The organism is Cytobacillus dafuensis (assembly GCF_007995155.1).
GTDB classification, from domain to species: Bacteria; Bacillota; Bacilli; order Bacillales; family Cytobacillaceae; genus Cytobacillus; species Cytobacillus dafuensis.
In genome coordinates this window covers 3611599-3630455 of the sequence record NZ_CP042593.1, presented here as the reverse complement: position 1 = coordinate 3630455, position 18857 = coordinate 3611599, and the positions used below count along the sequence as shown (strand labels likewise).

Genomic DNA, 18857 nt, shown 5'->3' with positions numbered 1-18857 from the left:
TTAAAAGTCATTCTTGACCCAAACATTGTGTTCGCATTAATCCTTGGAGGTGTCTAACTATTAGCAAAGATATGTTGTTAAACGAGGGCATTCGCGCCCGTGAAGTTCGTCTCATTGATCAAAACGGCGAGCAATTAGGCATTAAATCAAAAATTGAAGCACTTGAAATTGCTTCACGAGTAAATCTTGATCTAGTTCTTGTTGCACCGAATGCGAAGCCTCCTGTAGCCCGTATCATGGACTATGGAAAGTTCAAATTCGAGCAGCAGAAGAAAGAGAAGGAAGCTCGGAAAAATCAAAAGATCATCAGTGTTAAAGAGGTCCGTCTAAGTCCGACAATTGAGGAACATGATTTTAATACTAAACTTCGAAACGCAGTTAAATTCCTTGAAAAAGGAGATAAGGTAAAAGCGTCAATTCGATTCAAAGGACGTGCCATTACTCATAAGGAAATCGGACAGCGAGTATTAGTTCGCTTCGCCGAGGCTTGTAATGAAGTGGCTACAGTTGAATCACATCCAAAAATGGATGGTCGAAGCATGTTCATGGTCTTAGCACCTAAAAATGAAAAGTAAGAGGAGGAATCCCTAATGCCAAAAATGAAAACTCACCGCGGCGCTGCTAAGCGTTTCAAAAGAACAGGTTCTGGAAAACTTAAACGTTCACATGCTTACAGAAGCCATATGTTCGCTAATAAATCTCAAAAACAAAAGCGTAAACTTCGCAAAGGAACTCTTGTTTCTTCAGGCGATTACAAACGCATCCGTAACTTACTAGTAAATCTTAAGTAATATCCGAAATTAGGAGGGAAATCATATGCCACGTGTAAAAGGCGGTACAGTTACTCGCAAACGTCGTAAAAAAGTTCTTAAATTAGCTAAAGGTTATTTCGGTTCAAAACATACATTATACAAAGTTGCTAACCAACAAGTAATGAAATCATTAATGTATGCTTACCGCGATCGTCGTCAGAAAAAGCGCGACTTCCGCAAACTTTGGGTTACTCGTATTAACGCAGCAGCACGCATGAACGGTCTTTCTTACAGCCGTTTAATGCATGGTTTAAAGCTTGCTGGCATCGAAGTAAACCGCAAAATGCTTTCTGAATTAGCAATTGCTGACGAAAAGGCATTTGCTGAATTAGCATCTGTTGCAAAACAAAACTTAAGCAAGTAATAAGAATAGCGGTAGGTGCTTAACTAATGAGGAACGCAGATAATAATGCAGCCTCAAGTCGTTGGTACCTGGAGCTAGATATAAATGAAAAGCCATTCTCAAAAGTTTTGAGGATGGCTTTTCATTTAGGAACAATTTAATAAAAATGGACCACTTATTTAACCATTTTAATAGTAGAATTTTATCGCAGATTAACGGGCAGTAAGACCCCCACTTCAAGGATTCGCGTATGCAAAGAAGAGTAAGTGGGGGATCAACTGCCCGTAAATGCCCGTAAAATGAACACAGACTAAAAGCGCCACATCGTGTGGCAACGTCTGCGTGACCCACTTCCTGTGGGCCGCAACTAACCATCAGTGGGGGACGAAGGCCGACTAAGAACGCCACGTCCTGTGGCAACGTCGGCACTAGCACGTCCTGTGCGTCGAAAAACCCCCACTAATGGAAGTTTCACTTTATAGAGTGATAGAATATTTTCACAGAGGTGACATGGTGCTAAAATTAATTATTTCCAGTTTTATTATAATGAATCTCGTTGGACTTTATATAATGAAAGTAGATAAGAAAAAGGCTAAATTGAACCAATATCGTATAAGTGAAGGGACTCTATGGCTTGTTGCTTTCTTATTTGGAGCGGTCGGAATGACGCTTGGAATGAAATTATTTAGGCATAAAACAAAGCATTTCCAGTTTAAATATGGACTTCCATTCTTATCAATTGTAGAAATAGGTCTCTTCCTATATCTCATCAATCTTTTGTCATAACGATCTTGTCCTCTAAATAAGCTGTAAGAGACAACATGGAAATCAGCAAATAGAGGGTGAGAAAATGAATGATCAGTTATCATTATTGTTTGTGATGGTTGAAACAGCTGGCATTTTAGCTCCGATCGCCTTTATATTATTTCATATCCTTAGACAGTTTTTATTTATTCCAGTGCCACTTGTTTGTCTTACAGGGGGAATATTGTTTGGGAGTATTTTTGGAAGTATATTTTCCATTATTGGCTTAATGTTGAGCAGTATCCTCTTTTATTTTCTCATTAGCCGAATGCCAAAAACTCATGCGAAACTTACGAAATTGAAAAAACGGTGGTTTGGTGAGTATCGTAATTTGAGCGTAGGCCAGGTTGCGGTCTTAAGGCTTATTCCATTTATTCATTACCACTTATTAAACTTCTGTTTAATTGAGCGAAATAGAAGCTTCCATGTTTATCTGAAAAATTCGTGGTTAACAAATTTTCCATTAGCCATTTTCTATACAGTGTTTGGTGAATTTATTAGTCGCTTTACTCCATCTATGATTCTCCTTATTTTATTTTCTTTAGGAATTCTTGTATTTATATTAAGAGAAAAAGTCACCATCATTAAGTGGAAAGAATTTTTTAAAACAGCATAAGTTAAAAGTTAAGGGGCATCTCTTAAGTCGACTTTTCGGCTTAGAGACACCCCTTCTTGCGTTTTAGCAGTTTATTCTATTTGATTAGGCTATGTTAAACTTCTCTGTTGATTTCCGCTACAGGCACTCGCTTTCCGCGGGCGGTCCGGAAGCCTCCTCGTAGCTATCGCTCCTGCGGGGTCTCCCTTTGACTCGCATCTCCCGCAGGAGTCTCGCGCCTTCCGCTCCAATCAACAACAAAATTGCTTTTTCAACACTGAGCTTTAATACAGCCTTTGACTAATGACTCTCAATTATGTTCACTAAAAGGTGTTTCAGGCTTCTTACTCTTTTCCATGAACTCTTTAATCGGGCTTTTCCAGTCAATTTTAGCATTTGGATAATTTTCAACTATTTTTCTTTCTATAAATTGTAAATCTTCGCGTACCATCCCTTTTAAAGCAGCAACTCTATGAGGCCAAATAAATATTGAAATCACTTCGAAAGCGTTTTCGGTTGTTCCTAAATATTTTTCCCCTTCAAATAGGACGCCTTTATAGGTGATCAGAAAATTTTTACGTACATTGTCTTGATCATCTAAAAAAAAGTACCGTTTTTGCTCATGCGCAAGTTCTAGCTTGCGTTTCGGGTTTAAAATGTATTTAATGATGCTATATATAAGAAAAATAATGAGTGCAAATAGCAGGAGACGTATCAGCCACACCATAACAAGACCCTCCAAAGTATTTTCTAATCATTACGAATAACTCAACAAAAAGTTTCAACTTTTTTTCTTTTTGATATAATTTTTTATGGCGAGTAGAAAAATTTAAGTTAATAACTGGACTAAAGTGGTGTGAAGTTAATAAAAATTAGGATGGTGTTTTAATGGATTATCAAAAATTATTTGCTATGCAAAAGGGCCTAGACGAGCATATAGAAGCGAAGCATCAATTACATAATGAAGATCTATTTGAACGAAAAGTGCTTGCTTTACTAGTAGAATTAGGGGAATTGGCGAATGAAACCAGGTGTTTTAAATTTTGGAGCTTAAAGCCTTCTTCCCCACAGGAAATAATATTAGAGGAATTTGTTGATGGTATTCATTTTATTCTTTCCATTGGGCTAGTGTGCGGCTTTGACAAAGAGGATAATTTTAAGGGGGAAGTAGCAGGAAAAGGTAGCATAAATGATCAGTTTTTATTTGTATATGATCTTATTAGTGTATTCAAACATAGCAAATCATTGGAAGATTATAAAAAACTTTTTCAAGCATATATTCATTTGGGTGATCTACTAGGAATTAATGCAGAAGCAATGGAAAAGGCATATATTGATAAAAATGAAGTTAATTATGAGAGGCAGAAGCAAGGATATTAAAACTGTACTTTAAAATAGATTGAACCTCCTTCGGGTTTTTATTGAAAAAGAAGTAGAATTGTTTCTTTCTAAAAAATATAAAATTATTCTCTACCACAGTTATTGTTAGCTGTGGTAGTTTTTGTATTGGCTATTATATTATTTTTAAAATCATCTGCCCTATTAATAAACAAAGAATTGTAATTAATAAGGTTTTTGCTATTTTCAAAGATAATTTTGGCAAAACAATTAGACCGATTTGAGAACCAATAATAGAGCCGAAAGCCATTGCGATGGCATAGGGCCATTGTAAAAAGCCTGTTTGGTAATAGATGATAAAACCTCCTGTACAACTTCCGAAAATTAAAACTCTTGTCAATTGAACAGCTTTTATATAAGTGTGGTGTTTTTTTATATAATATAGTATTCCAAATGTTGATGACCCAGGACCAAACCCTCCATCATAGCAAGCAATAAAAAAGGGTAAAAGTAATTGCCAAATTTTATTAGACGGCACTTTTTCCTTTGTTTGTAAGGTTTCTAGCCACTTTTTATTTTTAACCGTAACAACCAATGCAATAAAAAGAAAAATGAATGCAATGATATTCATATTTTGTTCGGATATATTTGCTGTAAATAATGCTCCTGCTGTTCCTCCTATACATGCTACAAATAAGTTTTTCATGATATCTATTGCACTAAGGTGCTTATTAAATACGAGATAGAATACACTTGAAAATGCAGCAATCCCTGACGAAAATTTATTTGTGGCTATGCTTGTTTGAATTGGAATACCAACAAACATCATTGCAGGCAGCGTAATGAGACCTCCTCCACCAGCTAGAGTACCTACAAAGGATGATACGATTCCAATTAATATTAAAATCAGCAAATGATATTTTAAGAACTCTATCTTTGGAAAAAAACTAACATAACTTAGAAATATTCCAACTGAAAGAAGGAATAAAATAATCGATTTCTTTTTCATAAAATAGCTCCTTTTTAATTGTTAATAAAAGGATATATAATGATTATTGATAAATCTAATATATGTTTTTGTTCGAAACATAAAAATAATTTATGAATGAGGTGGTATTTTGAATCTCCATGCATTACGAATTTTTACAAAAGTAGCCTCTATGAAAAGTGTTACAAAGGCAGCTGAAGCCATTTCAATAAGCCAGCCTGCTGTAACGATTCAAATAAAAAACTTAGAAAAGGAAATAGGGTTAAAACTAATGAAAACAGAAGGGAGAGGGATAAAGCTAACTAATGAAGGAGAGTATCTACTTGGGAGAGCAGAACAATTATTTGAGATGGAAAAATATATCGAAAAGAAGCTTGTTCATCTTAGAAATGGAGAATTAGCAGAATTAAAAATCTCCTCTACGAATGTCCCAGCAAATTTTTTATTACCAACTTGGTTAGGTAGATTCAAAAAAGAGTTTCCATTAATAAACGTAAATCTGTTTAGTGGTAATTCAGATTCAGTAATAGAACAGCTGCTTCACTATAGGGCAGATATTGCCTTCGTTGTGAAGGAGGAGTGGATCGAACCAGAAGTAAACAAATTCCATCTATTGGACATAGATTATTGGTTTATTGTCCCTCATGGGCATAAATATGATGGGAAAGAGGTACTATTAAAGGATTTAATGGCAGAACCGTTTATATTTAGAGAAGAAGGAAGTTCTACAAGAGAATTGCTATTCTCTTTATGCAGGGTTCATCGAGTACCTGTTCCTAATATCGGATTACAATTTCATGGTTTGAATGAATCGCTGCGTTCCGTTATGGCCGGATATGGAGTAATGATTGCTCCTTCATTAGGGGTTGAAGAATATGTAAAACGTAAGGAAGTCGGCAGAGTTAAGGTAAAAGGAGTTGAAATAAGCCGGCCTGTATTTCTTTGCAGCAGAAAAAGTGATGCTAGTATTTCAAATAATGTTAAGAAATTTACTGAGTTTGTGAAAAATATTTATCTATTAGAAGGAAGCCAGTTTTAATCAGCTAATAATTGCTCTTTTATAAGTACAAAATAAAAAAGCAAATTTTCAACTTGAAATTTTTTTTTGAATAAATAGGAAATTTAAGTTTAAGACTTATGTATAATATCGCATAAGAAAAGCTCAGTTTTTCTAATAATTCTTTATATTCATGATTGTCTTTTGTATAATAAAATTGAAAATATATTAAGGGAGTCGAAATAATGACAAAACTAGATGCAACATTAACGATGCTTAAGGAATTAACCGATGCAAAAGGGATTCCTGGCAATGAGCGCGAACCGCGTGAAGTGATGAAAAAATACATAAGTGAATATGCTGATGAAGTAACAACAGATGGTCTTGGAAGTTTAATCGCGAAAAAGGTTGGGAAGGAAGGCGGCCCGAAAATTATGGTTGCCGGTCACTTAGACGAAGTTGGCTTCATGGTTACAAATATTGATGAAAAAGGTTTTCTTCGTTTTCAAACGGTTGGTGGCTGGTGGTCTCAAGTAATGCTTGCCCAACGTGTAACGATTGTGACAAGTAAAGGGGATATCACAGGAGTTATCGGATCAAAGCCCCCTCATATTCTTTCACCAGAAGCGCGTAAAAAGCCCGTTGAAATTAAGGAAATGTTCATTGATATCGGTGCTTCTAGCCGTGAAGAAGCGCAAGGCTGGGGAGTAAAACCAGGTGATATGGTTGTTCCATACTTCGAATTTACAGTAATGAATAATGAAAAGATGCTGCTGGCAAAAGCATGGGATAACCGTATAGGCTGTGCGATCGCCATTGATGTATTAAAGGCTTTAAAAGGCACTGACCATCCGAATGTTGTTTATGGAGTTGGAACAGTGCAAGAGGAAGTCGGACTACGTGGTGCTCGTACATCTGCTCAAAAAATAGAGCCAGATATTGCATTTGGTGTTGATGTAGGAATTGCTGGAGATACACCAGGAGTTACGGAAAAAGAAGCACTAAGTAAAATGGGAAAAGGTCCACAAATTATTCTCTATGATGCATCAATGGTTTCTCATAAAGGTTTGCGCGACTTTGTAACAGAAACGGCAGATGAATTAAATATACCTTATCAATTTGATGCGGTTCCTGGTGGTGGTACAGATTCAGGTGCAATTCATTTAACACATAACGGTGTACCTGCGCTGTCTATCACAATCGCAACTCGTTATATTCATTCTCATGCTGCCATGCTTCATCGAGATGATTATGAGAATGCAGTTAAGCTTATTGCGGAAGTTATCAAGCGTTTGGATAGAGAAACAGTTAATAAGCTTACATTTCATTGATCATATTATTTAAGAAAGTTCATTTTCAAATTTTAATATAAAAATGCTAGTAAATGTAAAACTTAATAAAAAATACCGCTTGTTTATGAATAGCAAGCGGTATTTTTTATTAATGGGAATGTTTAATTATTAGCGCACTAAATAGCTGTAAAATTTCGATGAGCTTTTGCTTAAAAAATGGTTAAAAGCCTTTCGCTATTTTAATCCGCTCTCCAACGTTTGCAGCATTTCCTGCTGATCCTGTTCAGAGGAATTTTTCCAGATTACTTCAAACAATACCCCTAAACCAGGTAGCATTTTTTCTTCCCCGTTTTGAATAGCATCAACAATTGTATCCTTCAGTTCATCCTTTGTATTGCCGGAAACATTGTGTATAATTGCATTTCGTAAGTTTAAGTTCATTTCTTGCCCTCCTTAAAATGATTCAATTCGTTATTATGTTTTCTATTTTTGGATTTATTATGTATTTGAAATGGGCTATAATAAGAAAATTGATATAAAAGCTGAAGGGATTTGTCAGTCGTGGGGCAGGGTCCAGCGTGCAGACAATTCTCTACCATAAAATTTACATTTACATTTTATTATAAATAGAAGGAGTGAGAGTGTGAAATATATTCACTCTGCTAGTAACCCACAAGTGAAGCAATGGAGAAAACTTTTAACAAAAAAGGAACGCGACAAGACAGGTACCTATTTAGTTGAAGGATTTCATCTTGTCGAAGAGGCATTATCAAGTGAGCAAATGATCGAAATCATTGTAGGAGAAAATACTGGCCTTCCCCCTTCCTGGGATTATGGGGATATACCAGTTACAATGGTAACGAACGAAATTATTCAAAGCCTATCAGATACAGAAACTCCCCAAGGGGTTATTGGTGTATGCCGCCAACAGACATTTGATGCTGCTAATGTAGAAGGACATCGTTTCTTGCTGATCGATGCAGTACAGGACCCTGGCAACTTAGGTACAATGATTCGGACTGCAGACGCAGCTGGAGTTGATGCAGTCATAGTCGGGGAAGGAAGCGTTGATATTTTCAATCCAAAGGTGCTCCGCTCTGCCCAAGGCAGCCATTTTCACCTTCCTATTATTAGAGGGGAATTGGCTGAATGGATTCAAAAGCTTAAAGAAAAGAATATCCCTGTGTATGGCACTGCTTTAGAAAACGCAAAAGTATATACGGAGATACAAAGCTCAGAAACATTTGCTTTAATTGTTGGCAATGAAGGAAGCGGTGTAAGGAAGTCTGTATTAGCGGAAACAACAGAAAATCTGTACATCCCCATTTACGGAAAAAGTGAATCATTGAATGTCGCGATTGCGACTGGAATTTTGCTATATTCCTTAAGAAAGTAAAAATGGGCGATTATTTTTGTGAAACCGTTTGAAACAATGTGAAGAATATACTATAATTAACAGCAAAATTATATGTAATAAAACAATGACGGAGAAAAGTAGCTTGCAAGGAACTTTTCAGGGAGAGAATGCCTTAGACTGAGAGCATTTTCATGGGATTGCAAATGAACATTCACCTCCAGAGTTGACATCGGGACCATTGATTTGCTTATTTTAGTTAGATATTATCTAGGCTTATCATTGTAAAGATGTACCGGCTTAAGCCGTTATCTTAATGAAGCGAATACATAAAGCTGTCTATATATGCTTTTTGTGTTAAAAAGGGTGGTACCGCGAATCCAAAACCTCGTCCCTTTATAGGGATTAGGTTTTTTATTTTGCAAAAAAACAGGAATTGAAGGAGGATTTTTAAGATGCAAGAGCGTTTAAAAGAATTGCAAATTGAAGCGTTGGAAAAAATTAACCAAGCATCTGATCTAAAAGAATTGAACGATATTCGTGTATCGTACTTAGGGAAAAAAGGACCGATTACGGAAGTTTTAAAAGGGATGGGTAAATTATCTGCTGAGGAGCGCCCAAAAATGGGAGCACTTGCAAATGAAGTTAGAGATGCTATTGCTGCAGGCATTGAAGAGAAACAAAAGCATTTAGAAGAAGCCGCTGTTCAAGCAAAACTTGCGCTTGAGAAAATCGATATTACTTTACCAGGGCGTTCAGTTAAAACTGGAAATCATCACCCGTTAACACGTATCGTCGAGGAAATTGAAGATCTATTCATTGGTATGGGCTATACAGTAGCTGAAGGTCCAGAAGTGGAAAAGGACTATTATAACTTTGAGGCATTAAATTTACCGAAAGATCACCCAGCTCGTGATATGCAGGATTCATTCTATATTACTGATGAGATTCTTCTTCGTACTCAAACCTCTCCTGTACAAGCGAGAACAATGGAGAAGCATAAAGGGAAAGGGCCAGTTAAAATTATTTGCCCTGGTAAAGTATTCCGTCGTGATAATGATGATGCAACCCATTCACATCAGTTTATGCAAATTGAGGGACTTGTAGTAGATGAAAACATTCGTATGAGTGATCTAAAAGGAACATTAGAAGTGTTTGCCAAGAAATTATTTGGGGAAGATCGAGAAATTCGTTTGCGCCCAAGCTTTTTTCCATTCACTGAACCCTCAGTTGAGGTCGATGTATCCTGCTTTAAATGTGGTGGAAAAGGCTGTAATATATGCAAAAAAACTGGCTGGATCGAAATTCTAGGAGCAGGAATGGTTCATCCAAATGTATTAGAAATGTCAGGCTTCGATTCAAAGAAATACTCAGGCTTTGCTTTCGGAATGGGAGTTGAACGGATTGCCATGCTGAAATACGGTATAGATGATATTCGTCACTTCTATACAAATGATGTACGTTTCTTAAAACAATTTTCTATTCAAGAATAAGAAGCTAGACAAAAGAACAAAAAGGAGGACTATAAATGTTTGTATCATATAAATGGCTGCAGGATTATGTAGATTTATCAGGCATTACTCCCACTGAGCTTGCAGAAAAAATTACGAAGAGCGGGATTGAAGTTGAAGGCGTAGAAGTACTAAATGAAGGTATTCGTGGTGTTGTTGTTGGGCATGTCCTGGAAAGAGAACAACATCCGAATGCGGATAAATTAAATAAATGCTTAGTGGATATCGGCGAGGGTGAACCTGTTCAAATTATTTGTGGTGCCGCGAATGTTGATAAAGGTCAAAAAGTTGCAGTTGCTACTGTAGGAGCGGTTCTTCCAGGTAACTTCAAGATCAAAAAGGCGAAGCTGCGCGGAGAAGAATCAAATGGCATGATTTGCTCTCTTCAAGAGCTTGGAATAGAAAGCAAGCTTATAGCTAAGGAGTATTCTGAAGGAATTTATGTTTTCCATCAAGATGCTGAAGTAGGGACAGATGCGATCGATCTTTTACATCGCGATGACCAAGTTTTAGAATTAGGCTTAACACCTAATCGTTCTGATTGCTTAAGTATGCTTGGAGTTGCTTATGAAGTCGCTGCTGTTTTAGGAAGAGAAGTTAAGCTTCCAGAAACAGAGTTTGCTGAGTCTAATGAAAAAGCTTCTGATTACATTCGTGTTGATATAGAAGCAACAGAAGATAACCCTTTATACATTGCAAAAATGATTAAAAATGTAAAAATTATGCCATCACCTTTATGGATGCAAGGCCGTTTAATGGCATCAGGCATTCGTCCGCATAATAATGTGGTGGATATTACGAACTATATTTTGCTCGAATACGGTCAGCCGCTTCATGCATTTGACTATGACCGTCTAGGTTCAAAGCAAATTCTTGTTCGCCGTGCAAAAGATGGAGAAATCATCCAAACATTAGATGAAGCGAAAAGGGAATTAACTTCAGATCATCTTCTCATAACAAATGGCCAAGAACCAGTTGCACTTGCTGGTGTAATGGGAGGTTTGGATTCTGAGGTACAATCTGATACCAAAACAGTTCTTCTAGAATCAGCTTATTTTAAAGGTGCAACAGTTAGAAAAGCGTCTAAAGATCATAATCTACGCAGTGAGGCAAGTGCGCGTTTTGAAAAAGGAGTAGATCCAAATAGAGTAAGAGCGGCAGCTGAAAGGGCTGCGCATCTATTGGCAAAATATGCTGATGGAGAAGTATTAGCAGGCTCTGTTGAAGCAAATACGCTTAAAGTAGAACCTACTGTTGTCTCTGTTACATTAGAGAAAATTAATCGCGTGCTTGGATTAGAATTAGAAATCAAGGAAGTTGTTGATATTTTTTCACGCCTTCAATTTGAAACAAGTACAGATAACAATACAATTATTGTCACTGTGCCTACCCGCCGTGGCGATATTACAATTGAAGAGGATTTAATCGAAGAAGTAGCAAGGCTTTTTGGCTATGATAATTTAAAATCAACTCTGCCAATTGGTTCAGCAACTCCAGGACATCTGACTGCTTATCAAAATAAGCGCCGCATTGTCCGCAGATTCCTTGAAGGAGCAGGATTAAATCAAGCGATTACGTATTCCCTTACAAGCGGATTAAAAGCAACTCAATTTGCATTAGAAAATCGTGAACCAATTCGCTTAGCTATGCCAATGAGTGAGGACCATAGCACACTTAGATTAAGTATTGTTCCCCAGCTTTTAAGTGTCTTAAAATATAATTCTGCCCGCCAAAATGAAAATTTAGCCATGTATGAAATTGGGGATGTATTCCTTTCACAAGGAACAGATGAATTACCTGAACAACACGAGCATCTTGGAGGTGCTATTACAGGCTTATGGCACAGCCAACCTTGGCAGGGTGAGAAGAAACCTGTTGATTTCTTTGTAGTTAAAGGAATCCTTGAAGGTTTATTTGCTAAGCTAGGTCTAGAAAAAGCAATTGAATTCCGTCAAGCTGAAAAAGAGGGCATGCATCCTGGAAGAACAGCTGAAATTTATTTATCAGGTTCATCTATAGGTTTTGTTGGTCAAACACACCCAACAGTTGAAAAGGAATATGATTTAAAAGAAACATATGTGTTTGAACTTTCATTGAAAGCTATTTTAGAAGCTGAAGTTGAACCACTTCATTATCAATCTATACCACGCTACCCTTCAATTACTCGTGACATTGCACTTGTTGTTGATAAGGATAAAGCAGCAGGGGAGTTAGAAAGCATCATTATTGATGCAGGCGGGGCATTATTAAAAGAAGTTCATGTCTTTGATCTTTACGAAGGTGATCGTATGGAAGCAGGCAAGAAGTCAATCGCCTTCTCTCTTAAATATTTCGATCCAGAACGAACTTTAACGGATGAAGAAGTTGTGAAAGCTCATGATAAAGTTTTACATGCAGTAAAGGTAAAAGCAGGAGCGGTATTAAGAGGATAAAAATAAACTGTCTCTCAGTTAATCTTTGACTGAGAGACAGTTTATTTTATATATGAGACAAACGGTAATGATCAACCCGAATGACTCCAGTACCATCCTGTTTTAGAGTAACAGGAATCATTTACTATCTGAGGATACCTCTTGTGAAAAAGTATCATTTAATGTTGGATATTAAATCTTTTTCTCTTCAAGCTCTTTTTTTCCTTCAGAATCGTCAATGTCATCCATTATACCCTTAGTAGAGTTTTTGAACTCTTTCAATGATTGCCCCATTGCACGCCCGATTTCAGGAAGCTTTTTAGGACCAAAAATAATAAGCGCAAGAACGAGTATGATGATTAAACCTGGTATTCCAATGTTTGAAAACATGAATATCACATCCTATTTCTTAAGATAATATTGCACCAAATTCTTCCTTCTTTTTACACTTAACACATTTTTCACTTTGATCTACTAGTGTTTGATAATTATTATTACATATCTTGCATGTTTTTATTAGAAGAGAATGAGCCACTTCAGTTGCAGACATAATTCTTTCTTGAATCGTTATAGCTTTTTCAGGACATATATCTTGGCAAAGCATACAGCCTGAACACTTTTGAGCTGAAATTGTAAAACTTGTATCGTTTATTTGAAAACAATTTTTTTTGCAGAGCTTTTGGCATGCTTTACAAAGAGTGCATTTACTCAAATTTACTGACACTTCTATAAATTGATGTTTTGGGTATAATTTTGCTATATCTAGCTCTTCATGATTAAAACGCCATTTAGCAGGTGTCATTTGCTTCAAAGTTGATTGAGCTTCATTTTTCCAAAATGAAAATATTTCTCTCCGTGTAAAGGACTCTTCTTTTAGTTCTATTTTTTTCAAGTGAATAGAGAAGGGAGCTTCGTTAAGCTTTTCTAGCATCTCATTTGTTTTTGATATCGTTTGTTGCCAATTTTCATCGAGTTTCTCTTGTTCACCAATAATCGCCGTAATTCCTTTTTTATAATATCCAAGCAGTTCTCTTAAAGCAGGAGGATGTTCGTCTGTCACAACTAATTGATTTTGAAAAACCGTTCTTTTTGGAAAAAATCCTTCAATTGCTTGAACAGGGCACTCAGCTATACAATATCCACATTCCGTACATTTTTCATTATCAATATACGGATTCCCATCAATGAAAGTAATTGCCTCATCGGAACAGACATCCAAACATCTAGAACAGGAGGAGTAAGGACTTTGATGGCGTGTACATGATTGTAAAATTTTGAATTCATAATCTAGACTTTCCATCCATTTGTTTAATAATCCCATCAAAGCCACTCCTTTTTAATTGAAGGCTATGTTAAACTTCCCTGTTGATTTCCGCTGCAGGCACTTAGCGATCGCGGGCGGTCGGAAGCCTCCTCGTCGAAGAGAGCTCCTGCGGGGTCTCCCTTTGACTCGCTTCTCCCGCAGGACGTTGAATAATCATCCCCGAATAAACTCCGCACGAAGGAAATGCGAATGCATTTTCAAGGATCTCGCGCCTTCCGCTCCAATCAACAACAAAATAGCATTATCAACACTGAGCTTTAACATAGCCTGAATAAAATATTAGCATGTAGTCTTTTCTATGAACCTAGTACATAAAATACATATCTGCTTAAGCCTTCTGCGAATCCAATTACGATTAATGCGACAAACGCAACTGTAATTGTAGTTTTCTTAACTGGTGATAGAGCCATATAACCTAATAAAACGATTCCAATGACTTCGATCACCCACCTGATTGCGATTGTTCCTTGATAAGGTTCAAGGGAAGATGTAGCTGCTGTAGCAGCCATTATATTTACATCTGTCATAGCAGCAGGGAATAGTGCAACACCTAAAAGCTGGATGGCAATTCCAAATAAAGCAGTAAAAAAAGATAGTTTTAAAAGAGTCTTTGCATTGTCATCCATATTTTTTGCCCGAAGAGCAGGTACTGTAAAGCTAGCAATAAGTACTGCTCCTAAAACAAGGGCTGTTCCATAAAAGGAAGTGAATGTGTTGATGGAGTTCCAGCCACTTATTAGAGAATTTGAATAAATTGAAGCCATGCAGTAAATATCAACAAATCCAATAATGGCCGTTACAAGCAACAATATCGGGTTTATTTTTTTTTGTAGGATAGCCAAGCCAGCGGTTATACAAGCAGCTGCAATAAATAAACCTGTTACAACAATTTCACGGCTCATCCATGAAGAGCCGATATTTCTAATTGTGTTGAATGCATTACTTGGTGCACCTAGGTGCCAAAATGAAGCACCAAGACCAATTAATGAAAGGACTGCAATAATGATGAGAGGAGTTTTCAAAATCGTAAATGTAGTCTCATCACCACTTTTGCTAATATTTCGCTGATACAACCATAGCATGAACATACCGCCAATTGCAGTCTGTACACAAATTGAAAAGATTAATAATGCCCACTCATGCATGGGATTTCCCTCCTTATTAAAATTGACTAATTTTCTTGCATGTGGGGGAGGAGTCCCCCACATAATATTGATTACATATGAATGACAATGTTCGGCTGTGTTATGGAAGCACTTGGCATTCCTTTCACCTCGTTGATCGTTCCATATTTAGCTCGGAGTTCGTCAATTGGACCAAATTCAATTGCTCTCATAATACAAGAGCTTACACATACAGGATCCTCACCTTTTTCACGTAAATCAAGACAAGTATCACATTTCGTCATTTTTCCAAGTTCTTCAGAAAACTGTGGTGCGCCATATGGGCAATTCCATTCACAATATTTACACCCGACACATTTATCGTGATCAATGACCACTACACCATCTTCTGCACGTTTATGAATGGCAGTAGTTGGACAGTTTTTTACACATTTCGGATCTTTACAATGGTTACAAGAGATTGATAGATGGTAAATAGATGGTTTTGGAAAACTGCCTTCTTCAAAATCATAGACCCTTCTAAAATTTCTTCCTACTTCTAAATCATTTTTGTCTTTGCATGCAATTGTACATGTTTTACAGCCAATACATTTGGCAACATCTATATAAAAACCCATTTGAACCATAATCTACGCCCTCCTTTTATTTAAATTTAATTATGCGTTGTTCCCAATTCACATCTTCTTCGAGTGGTTCACCGTTCCATTTTTCTACATTACAACGTGCAGTATTGTAGCCAGAAGTACCGAGACCAGTTGGGATATAACCAACAAGCATATTATCAGCACCGGCTTTATCGACTCCAGTCTTTTCATCAATATCTACCCATGCTCCATGAGGAAGGCCAATCGTTCCTGGCATAATTGTTTCAACAACTTTAGCAGGGCGTAATGCCTTTCCATGTTCATTCGACATTAACACTGTATCGCCATCTTTAATTCCTAGTTCCTTTGCATCTTTCCCGCTTATAAATACAGGATTAGGCCACGCTTCACGTAATTGAGGTACATTATCAAATGTACTATGGGAGCGTCTTAAATAATGTGGATTAAAGACTTGGAATGGGTATTTTCCTTTTTTCTTTGTATTCCAGTCTTCGAAAGTAGACTCATAGCCTTCTGCTTTTGGAACATATTTTGGAATTGGCGGTATTTCAGTAAACGCAGTTTTTGATGCTTCATTCAGTGCCTTACAATAAATTTCGAATTTCCCACTTTCACTTGATACCGGATTTGCTTCTGGATTATCGATAAAATCTTTATAAGCAATGAAGCTGAAATTATCGCCTTTCTTTCTAGGCACTTGATAAATTCCTTTATCGACAAATTCTTTAAGAGGAATTCGTCCTTGTTGTGGAGTTCCTTCAACACCCCATTCCTCAATATCTTTTGCTGTAATTGTACATAAAGGTTCATAATCAACCCCATTTTCTTTTACAACCGTACTGCCAGCCAATTTATTAAAATACTGCTGTTTCTCAGAAATCGGGTAATACTTTTCAGGGTCTTCACCAAGCTTCTTCAATAGTTCTTTCCCAATTTGCTGGTCTGATTTTGATTCGTATAAAGGTTCAACAATTTTTGACCAATTAATTAATATTTCTCTGTTTCCACCCTTAACTGATCCTTCAGTTTCCCACTGAGTAGCAACAGGGAGTACGATATCGGAGTATTTCGCATTTGTCGTTAAAGCGTAAGCATTTGTCACGACAAATTCTACTTTACGGTGAGCTTCAATCCCTCTTGGGATATTACTCCGAGTTTGGAGATGAGCACTATAGTTATGATAAATGAATTGAATATTCACCTTTCTTTCTCCTTCACCCTTTTGGAGAAACTTTCCATTCAAAATGGCGTCCCAAATTTCATTTTCATTAATGACGTTCGTCACAGGATTTTCTATTGAAGGGAGTCCACTGCCGCCACCTTTTAATAGCTTTGGACCCATGTTCCCTGCATATTCCCAACAGCTCACACCTGTCATATTGCCAGAGCTTCCCATATGACCTGTCATCATTCCAAGCGTAGAGAATGCTTGAACCCAGCCTTCACCGTGATTAATACGAGCAGGAGCCCAGCCGGTTAATAGTGCTACTCTTTCTGTACCACCGATTTCGCGTGCAAGAGATCGGATTTTGCTCGGTTCTATACCACAAATTTCCGAAGCCCATTCTGGTGTTTTAGGCTGTCCATCATACGTACCTAATAAGTAATCTTTAAAGTTATCTTTTGGATCTGCACCTTCAGGCATATGATCTTTATCAAAGCCAATCGTATATTTATTTAAGAAATCCCATTTTACTAATGGGTTTGTAACTGGGTTGTCTTCATCGAGCAGTGTATACATGATTCCTAAAGCAAGCGCATCGTCTGTGCCAGGACGAATAGGCACCCAATCAGCATCAAATACGCTAGCTGAATCAGTATAAAGTGGGTCAATCGTAATAAAGCGAGCTCCAGCTTTTTTTGCTTGTAAATAGTTATAAGTGACACTGCCCATTGTGCTCCATGCAGGATTCGCTCCCCAAAGAACGATTAATTGTGAGTTTCTTAAATCTAAGCGGTCATTAATTCCGTTTACATATAAGCCCTCGCCAACACCAAGCATGTCATATGTGTAAAGCCATGCACCCCAAGAAATCGTTCCATCACTTGTGGTGTAGCCACCTTGAGTCGCCATGACCGTTCTGATATCATCACTGTCATCACTTGATACATAAATGGATTCATTTCCGTATTTGTTTTTAATTCTCTTCGTTTCTGAAGCAATATGATCGAGTGCCTCATCCCATGAAATACGAACCCATTCATCTTTCCCACGTAGCTCTTTGTTTCCTCCACCAGGCTCCCAATGCTTTCTTTTCATTGGATATTTCAAACGGTCAGCATTAAAAACTTGATGACGTTGGGAACGTCCTCGTAAGCAACCGCGCTGTTGAGGAAAGTCAGGGCTGTCTTCATGTGTATCATCTGTTTTTTGACGAATGACAACACCGTCTTTAACAAGTACTTTATTAAGACAGCGGCTTCCACAGTTATGCCAGCAAGCTGCCGTTTTCCAAATGCCTTCACCACCTGCTGCTTCTGTTCCAATATTGGTTTCGGCTTTAGCAATTAGTCCACGTCCAACTGGAATCGCAGTTGTTGCCGCTATGGCAGATGTCCATCCAATAAATGATCTACGAGATATTTTAAAGTCGTTTATTTTCTTTATTAAATCAAACATTCTACTTGCCCCCTCTTTATAAATTCTATATTTAATAGTTTTTTGAGTACCATTGAATCAATAAGTAAGTAGTGATGAAGAAGCTTAGCTAAACCGGAAAAGAACTGTGTATTTGCATCTTTTTTAACTGATTTGCAAAATTCCGGTGTGAACTTAAGTAAATGATCGTTCAAAAAAGCTTGCTGATCCTGCAGTAATTGTTTTAAGAGCTTAAAATCGTTTTGCTCTATTCCTTCTATTTCTTGAATACATAGTTCATTAAGTTTAAATATAAAATCGAGCTCTATTCCTATATGGTCATCTGCTTCAATATTAAAATCTGAAACTGCCATTCCGTATTTATCGTAAAATCTTCGAACATTCATCGTTGTTCCTTGAAATAGAAGCTTGTCTTTTCTCACATAAGACGATTCCCATGGTGGTGATTTTAGTGTAAATGGACCGATGAACATTCTTGTGTAGTCCCAATGTAATTCATCAAAATGATGTCCAATATGAACGACATCGTGAGTAGCTAGATAGGCTTTGATGTCTTCAATTCCTTCTTGGATCCCAGCAGAATCCTCTTTAAATGGAAAAAAATCAATCATGTTTTTCTGAACAAATTGCTTTAAATATTCCTTTGAAGGCTCTTCTATAAAAAATCTTCGGAGAATGTCGTAAGCATATTGTCTGGCATAAAATAGGTGACCTAATTCAGATAAAGTCAATTTCTCAATCATGAATATCCCTCCTTTTA

At 37.1% G+C, this 18857-nt stretch carries 20 protein-coding genes and 1 other annotated feature; of the genes, 11 read left to right on the top strand and 9 right to left on the bottom strand.

Translation table 11 applies throughout. From position 1 onward, the window contains the following. The first annotated feature begins 71 nt into the window (after positions 1-71). From infC to FSZ17_RS17330, 5 genes are all read left to right on the top strand, one after another. Complete coding sequence (gene infC / locus FSZ17_RS17350) at positions 72-575, top strand: translation initiation factor IF-3 (protein ID WP_057771933.1); 504 nt, start codon at positions 72-74, stop codon at positions 573-575. Positions 576-590: 15 nt separating this feature from the next. Next, the gene (rpmI, locus tag FSZ17_RS17345) at positions 591-791 is read left to right on the top strand and encodes a 50S ribosomal protein L35 (protein ID WP_009333215.1); all 201 of its coding nucleotides are present in this window, start codon (positions 591-593) and stop codon (positions 789-791) included. Positions 792-816: 25 nt separating this feature from the next. Next, positions 817-1176: a 50S ribosomal protein L20 gene (rplT, locus tag FSZ17_RS17340; RefSeq protein WP_057771931.1), complete on the top strand. Its 360-nt coding sequence runs from the start codon at positions 817-819 to the stop codon at positions 1174-1176. A gap of 489 nt (positions 1177-1665) precedes the next feature. Beyond that, positions 1666-1941 (top strand): DUF1294 domain-containing protein, encoded by a 276-nt coding sequence (locus FSZ17_RS17335; protein WP_057771929.1) that lies wholly within the window; start codon positions 1666-1668, stop codon positions 1939-1941. Between the two features lie 64 nt (positions 1942-2005). Next, a complete protein-coding gene (locus FSZ17_RS17330; protein WP_057771928.1) occupies positions 2006-2575 on the top strand; it encodes a TVP38/TMEM64 family protein in 570 nt (189 codons plus the stop codon). A 289-nt stretch (positions 2576-2864) separates the two neighbouring features. Here the strand turns inward: FSZ17_RS17330 and FSZ17_RS17325 are convergent, their stop codons facing one another. Then, positions 2865-3281: a hypothetical protein gene (locus tag FSZ17_RS17325; RefSeq protein WP_057771927.1), complete on the bottom strand. Its 417-nt coding sequence runs from the start codon at positions 3279-3281 to the stop codon at positions 2865-2867. A gap of 161 nt (positions 3282-3442) precedes the next feature. Between FSZ17_RS17325 and FSZ17_RS17320 the strand changes: the two genes are divergently transcribed. Beyond that, entirely contained in the window at positions 3443-3934 is a 492-nt protein-coding gene (locus FSZ17_RS17320) for a dUTP diphosphatase (protein ID WP_057771926.1), read from the top strand. 133 nt (positions 3935-4067) lie between these two features. Here the strand turns inward: FSZ17_RS17320 and FSZ17_RS17315 are convergent, their stop codons facing one another. Next, positions 4068-4901 (bottom strand): sulfite exporter TauE/SafE family protein, encoded by an 834-nt coding sequence (locus tag FSZ17_RS17315; RefSeq protein WP_082625248.1) that lies wholly within the window; start codon positions 4899-4901, stop codon positions 4068-4070. A gap of 109 nt (positions 4902-5010) precedes the next feature. Between FSZ17_RS17315 and FSZ17_RS17310 the strand changes: the two genes are divergently transcribed. Next, the gene (locus FSZ17_RS17310; protein ID WP_057771925.1) at positions 5011-5919 is read left to right on the top strand and encodes a LysR family transcriptional regulator; all 909 of its coding nucleotides are present in this window, start codon (positions 5011-5013) and stop codon (positions 5917-5919) included. 203 nt (positions 5920-6122) lie between these two features. Then, the gene (locus FSZ17_RS17305; protein WP_057771924.1) at positions 6123-7208 is read left to right on the top strand and encodes a M42 family metallopeptidase; all 1086 of its coding nucleotides are present in this window, start codon (positions 6123-6125) and stop codon (positions 7206-7208) included. A gap of 195 nt (positions 7209-7403) precedes the next feature. Here FSZ17_RS17305 and sspI read toward each other — a convergent pair whose 3' ends face one another. After that, positions 7404-7610, bottom strand: a complete 207-nt coding sequence (sspI, locus tag FSZ17_RS17300) for a small acid-soluble spore protein SspI (protein WP_057771922.1) — start codon at positions 7608-7610, stop codon at positions 7404-7406. Positions 7611-7812: 202 nt separating this feature from the next. Here sspI and FSZ17_RS17295 point away from each other — a divergent pair, with 202 nt between their 5' ends. The 3 genes from FSZ17_RS17295 to pheT all read left to right on the top strand — a co-directional run bounded on the left by FSZ17_RS17295 (position 7813) and on the right by pheT (position 12466). Then, positions 7813-8565 (top strand): TrmH family RNA methyltransferase, encoded by a 753-nt coding sequence (locus tag FSZ17_RS17295; RefSeq protein WP_057771920.1) that lies wholly within the window; start codon positions 7813-7815, stop codon positions 8563-8565. Positions 8566-8641: 76 nt separating this feature from the next. Next, positions 8642-8922, top strand: a binding site (T-box leader). Between the two features lie 56 nt (positions 8923-8978). Continuing rightward, on the top strand, positions 8979-10016 hold the full coding sequence (gene pheS, locus FSZ17_RS17290) for a phenylalanine--tRNA ligase subunit alpha (protein WP_057771918.1): 1038 nt from the start codon (positions 8979-8981) through the stop codon (positions 10014-10016). Positions 10017-10051: 35 nt separating this feature from the next. Further along, positions 10052-12466 carry a phenylalanine--tRNA ligase subunit beta gene (gene pheT, locus FSZ17_RS17285; RefSeq protein WP_057771917.1) on the top strand — a complete coding sequence of 805 codons (2415 nt, stop codon included), beginning with the start codon at positions 10052-10054 and terminating at the stop codon, positions 12464-12466. Positions 12467-12637: 171 nt separating this feature from the next. Here the strand turns inward: pheT and tatA are convergent, their stop codons facing one another. The 6 genes from tatA to FSZ17_RS17255 all read right to left on the bottom strand — a co-directional run bounded on the left by tatA (position 12638) and on the right by FSZ17_RS17255 (position 18840). After that, positions 12638-12835, bottom strand: a complete 198-nt coding sequence (gene tatA / locus FSZ17_RS17280) for a twin-arginine translocase TatA/TatE family subunit (RefSeq protein ID WP_057771915.1) — start codon at positions 12833-12835, stop codon at positions 12638-12640. A gap of 19 nt (positions 12836-12854) precedes the next feature. Then, positions 12855-13766, bottom strand: coding sequence for a 4Fe-4S binding protein (locus FSZ17_RS17275; RefSeq protein ID WP_057771914.1), 912 nt, complete (start codon positions 13764-13766; stop codon positions 12855-12857). Between the two features lie 299 nt (positions 13767-14065). Further along, positions 14066-14914: a dimethyl sulfoxide reductase anchor subunit family protein gene (locus FSZ17_RS17270; protein ID WP_057771911.1), complete on the bottom strand. Its 849-nt coding sequence runs from the start codon at positions 14912-14914 to the stop codon at positions 14066-14068. Positions 14915-14985: 71 nt separating this feature from the next. Further along, positions 14986-15519 (bottom strand): DMSO/selenate family reductase complex B subunit, encoded by a 534-nt coding sequence (locus tag FSZ17_RS17265; RefSeq protein WP_057771909.1) that lies wholly within the window; start codon positions 15517-15519, stop codon positions 14986-14988. Positions 15520-15535: 16 nt separating this feature from the next. Next, positions 15536-18118 carry a molybdopterin-dependent oxidoreductase gene (locus FSZ17_RS17260; protein ID WP_057771905.1) on the bottom strand — a complete coding sequence of 861 codons (2583 nt, stop codon included), beginning with the start codon at positions 18116-18118 and terminating at the stop codon, positions 15536-15538. After that, on the bottom strand, positions 18106-18840 hold the full coding sequence (locus FSZ17_RS17255; RefSeq protein ID WP_057771903.1) for a TorD/DmsD family molecular chaperone: 735 nt from the start codon (positions 18838-18840) through the stop codon (positions 18106-18108). The genes FSZ17_RS17260 and FSZ17_RS17255 overlap by 13 nt, the downstream gene beginning before the upstream one ends. Positions 18841-18857 lie beyond the last annotated feature (17 nt).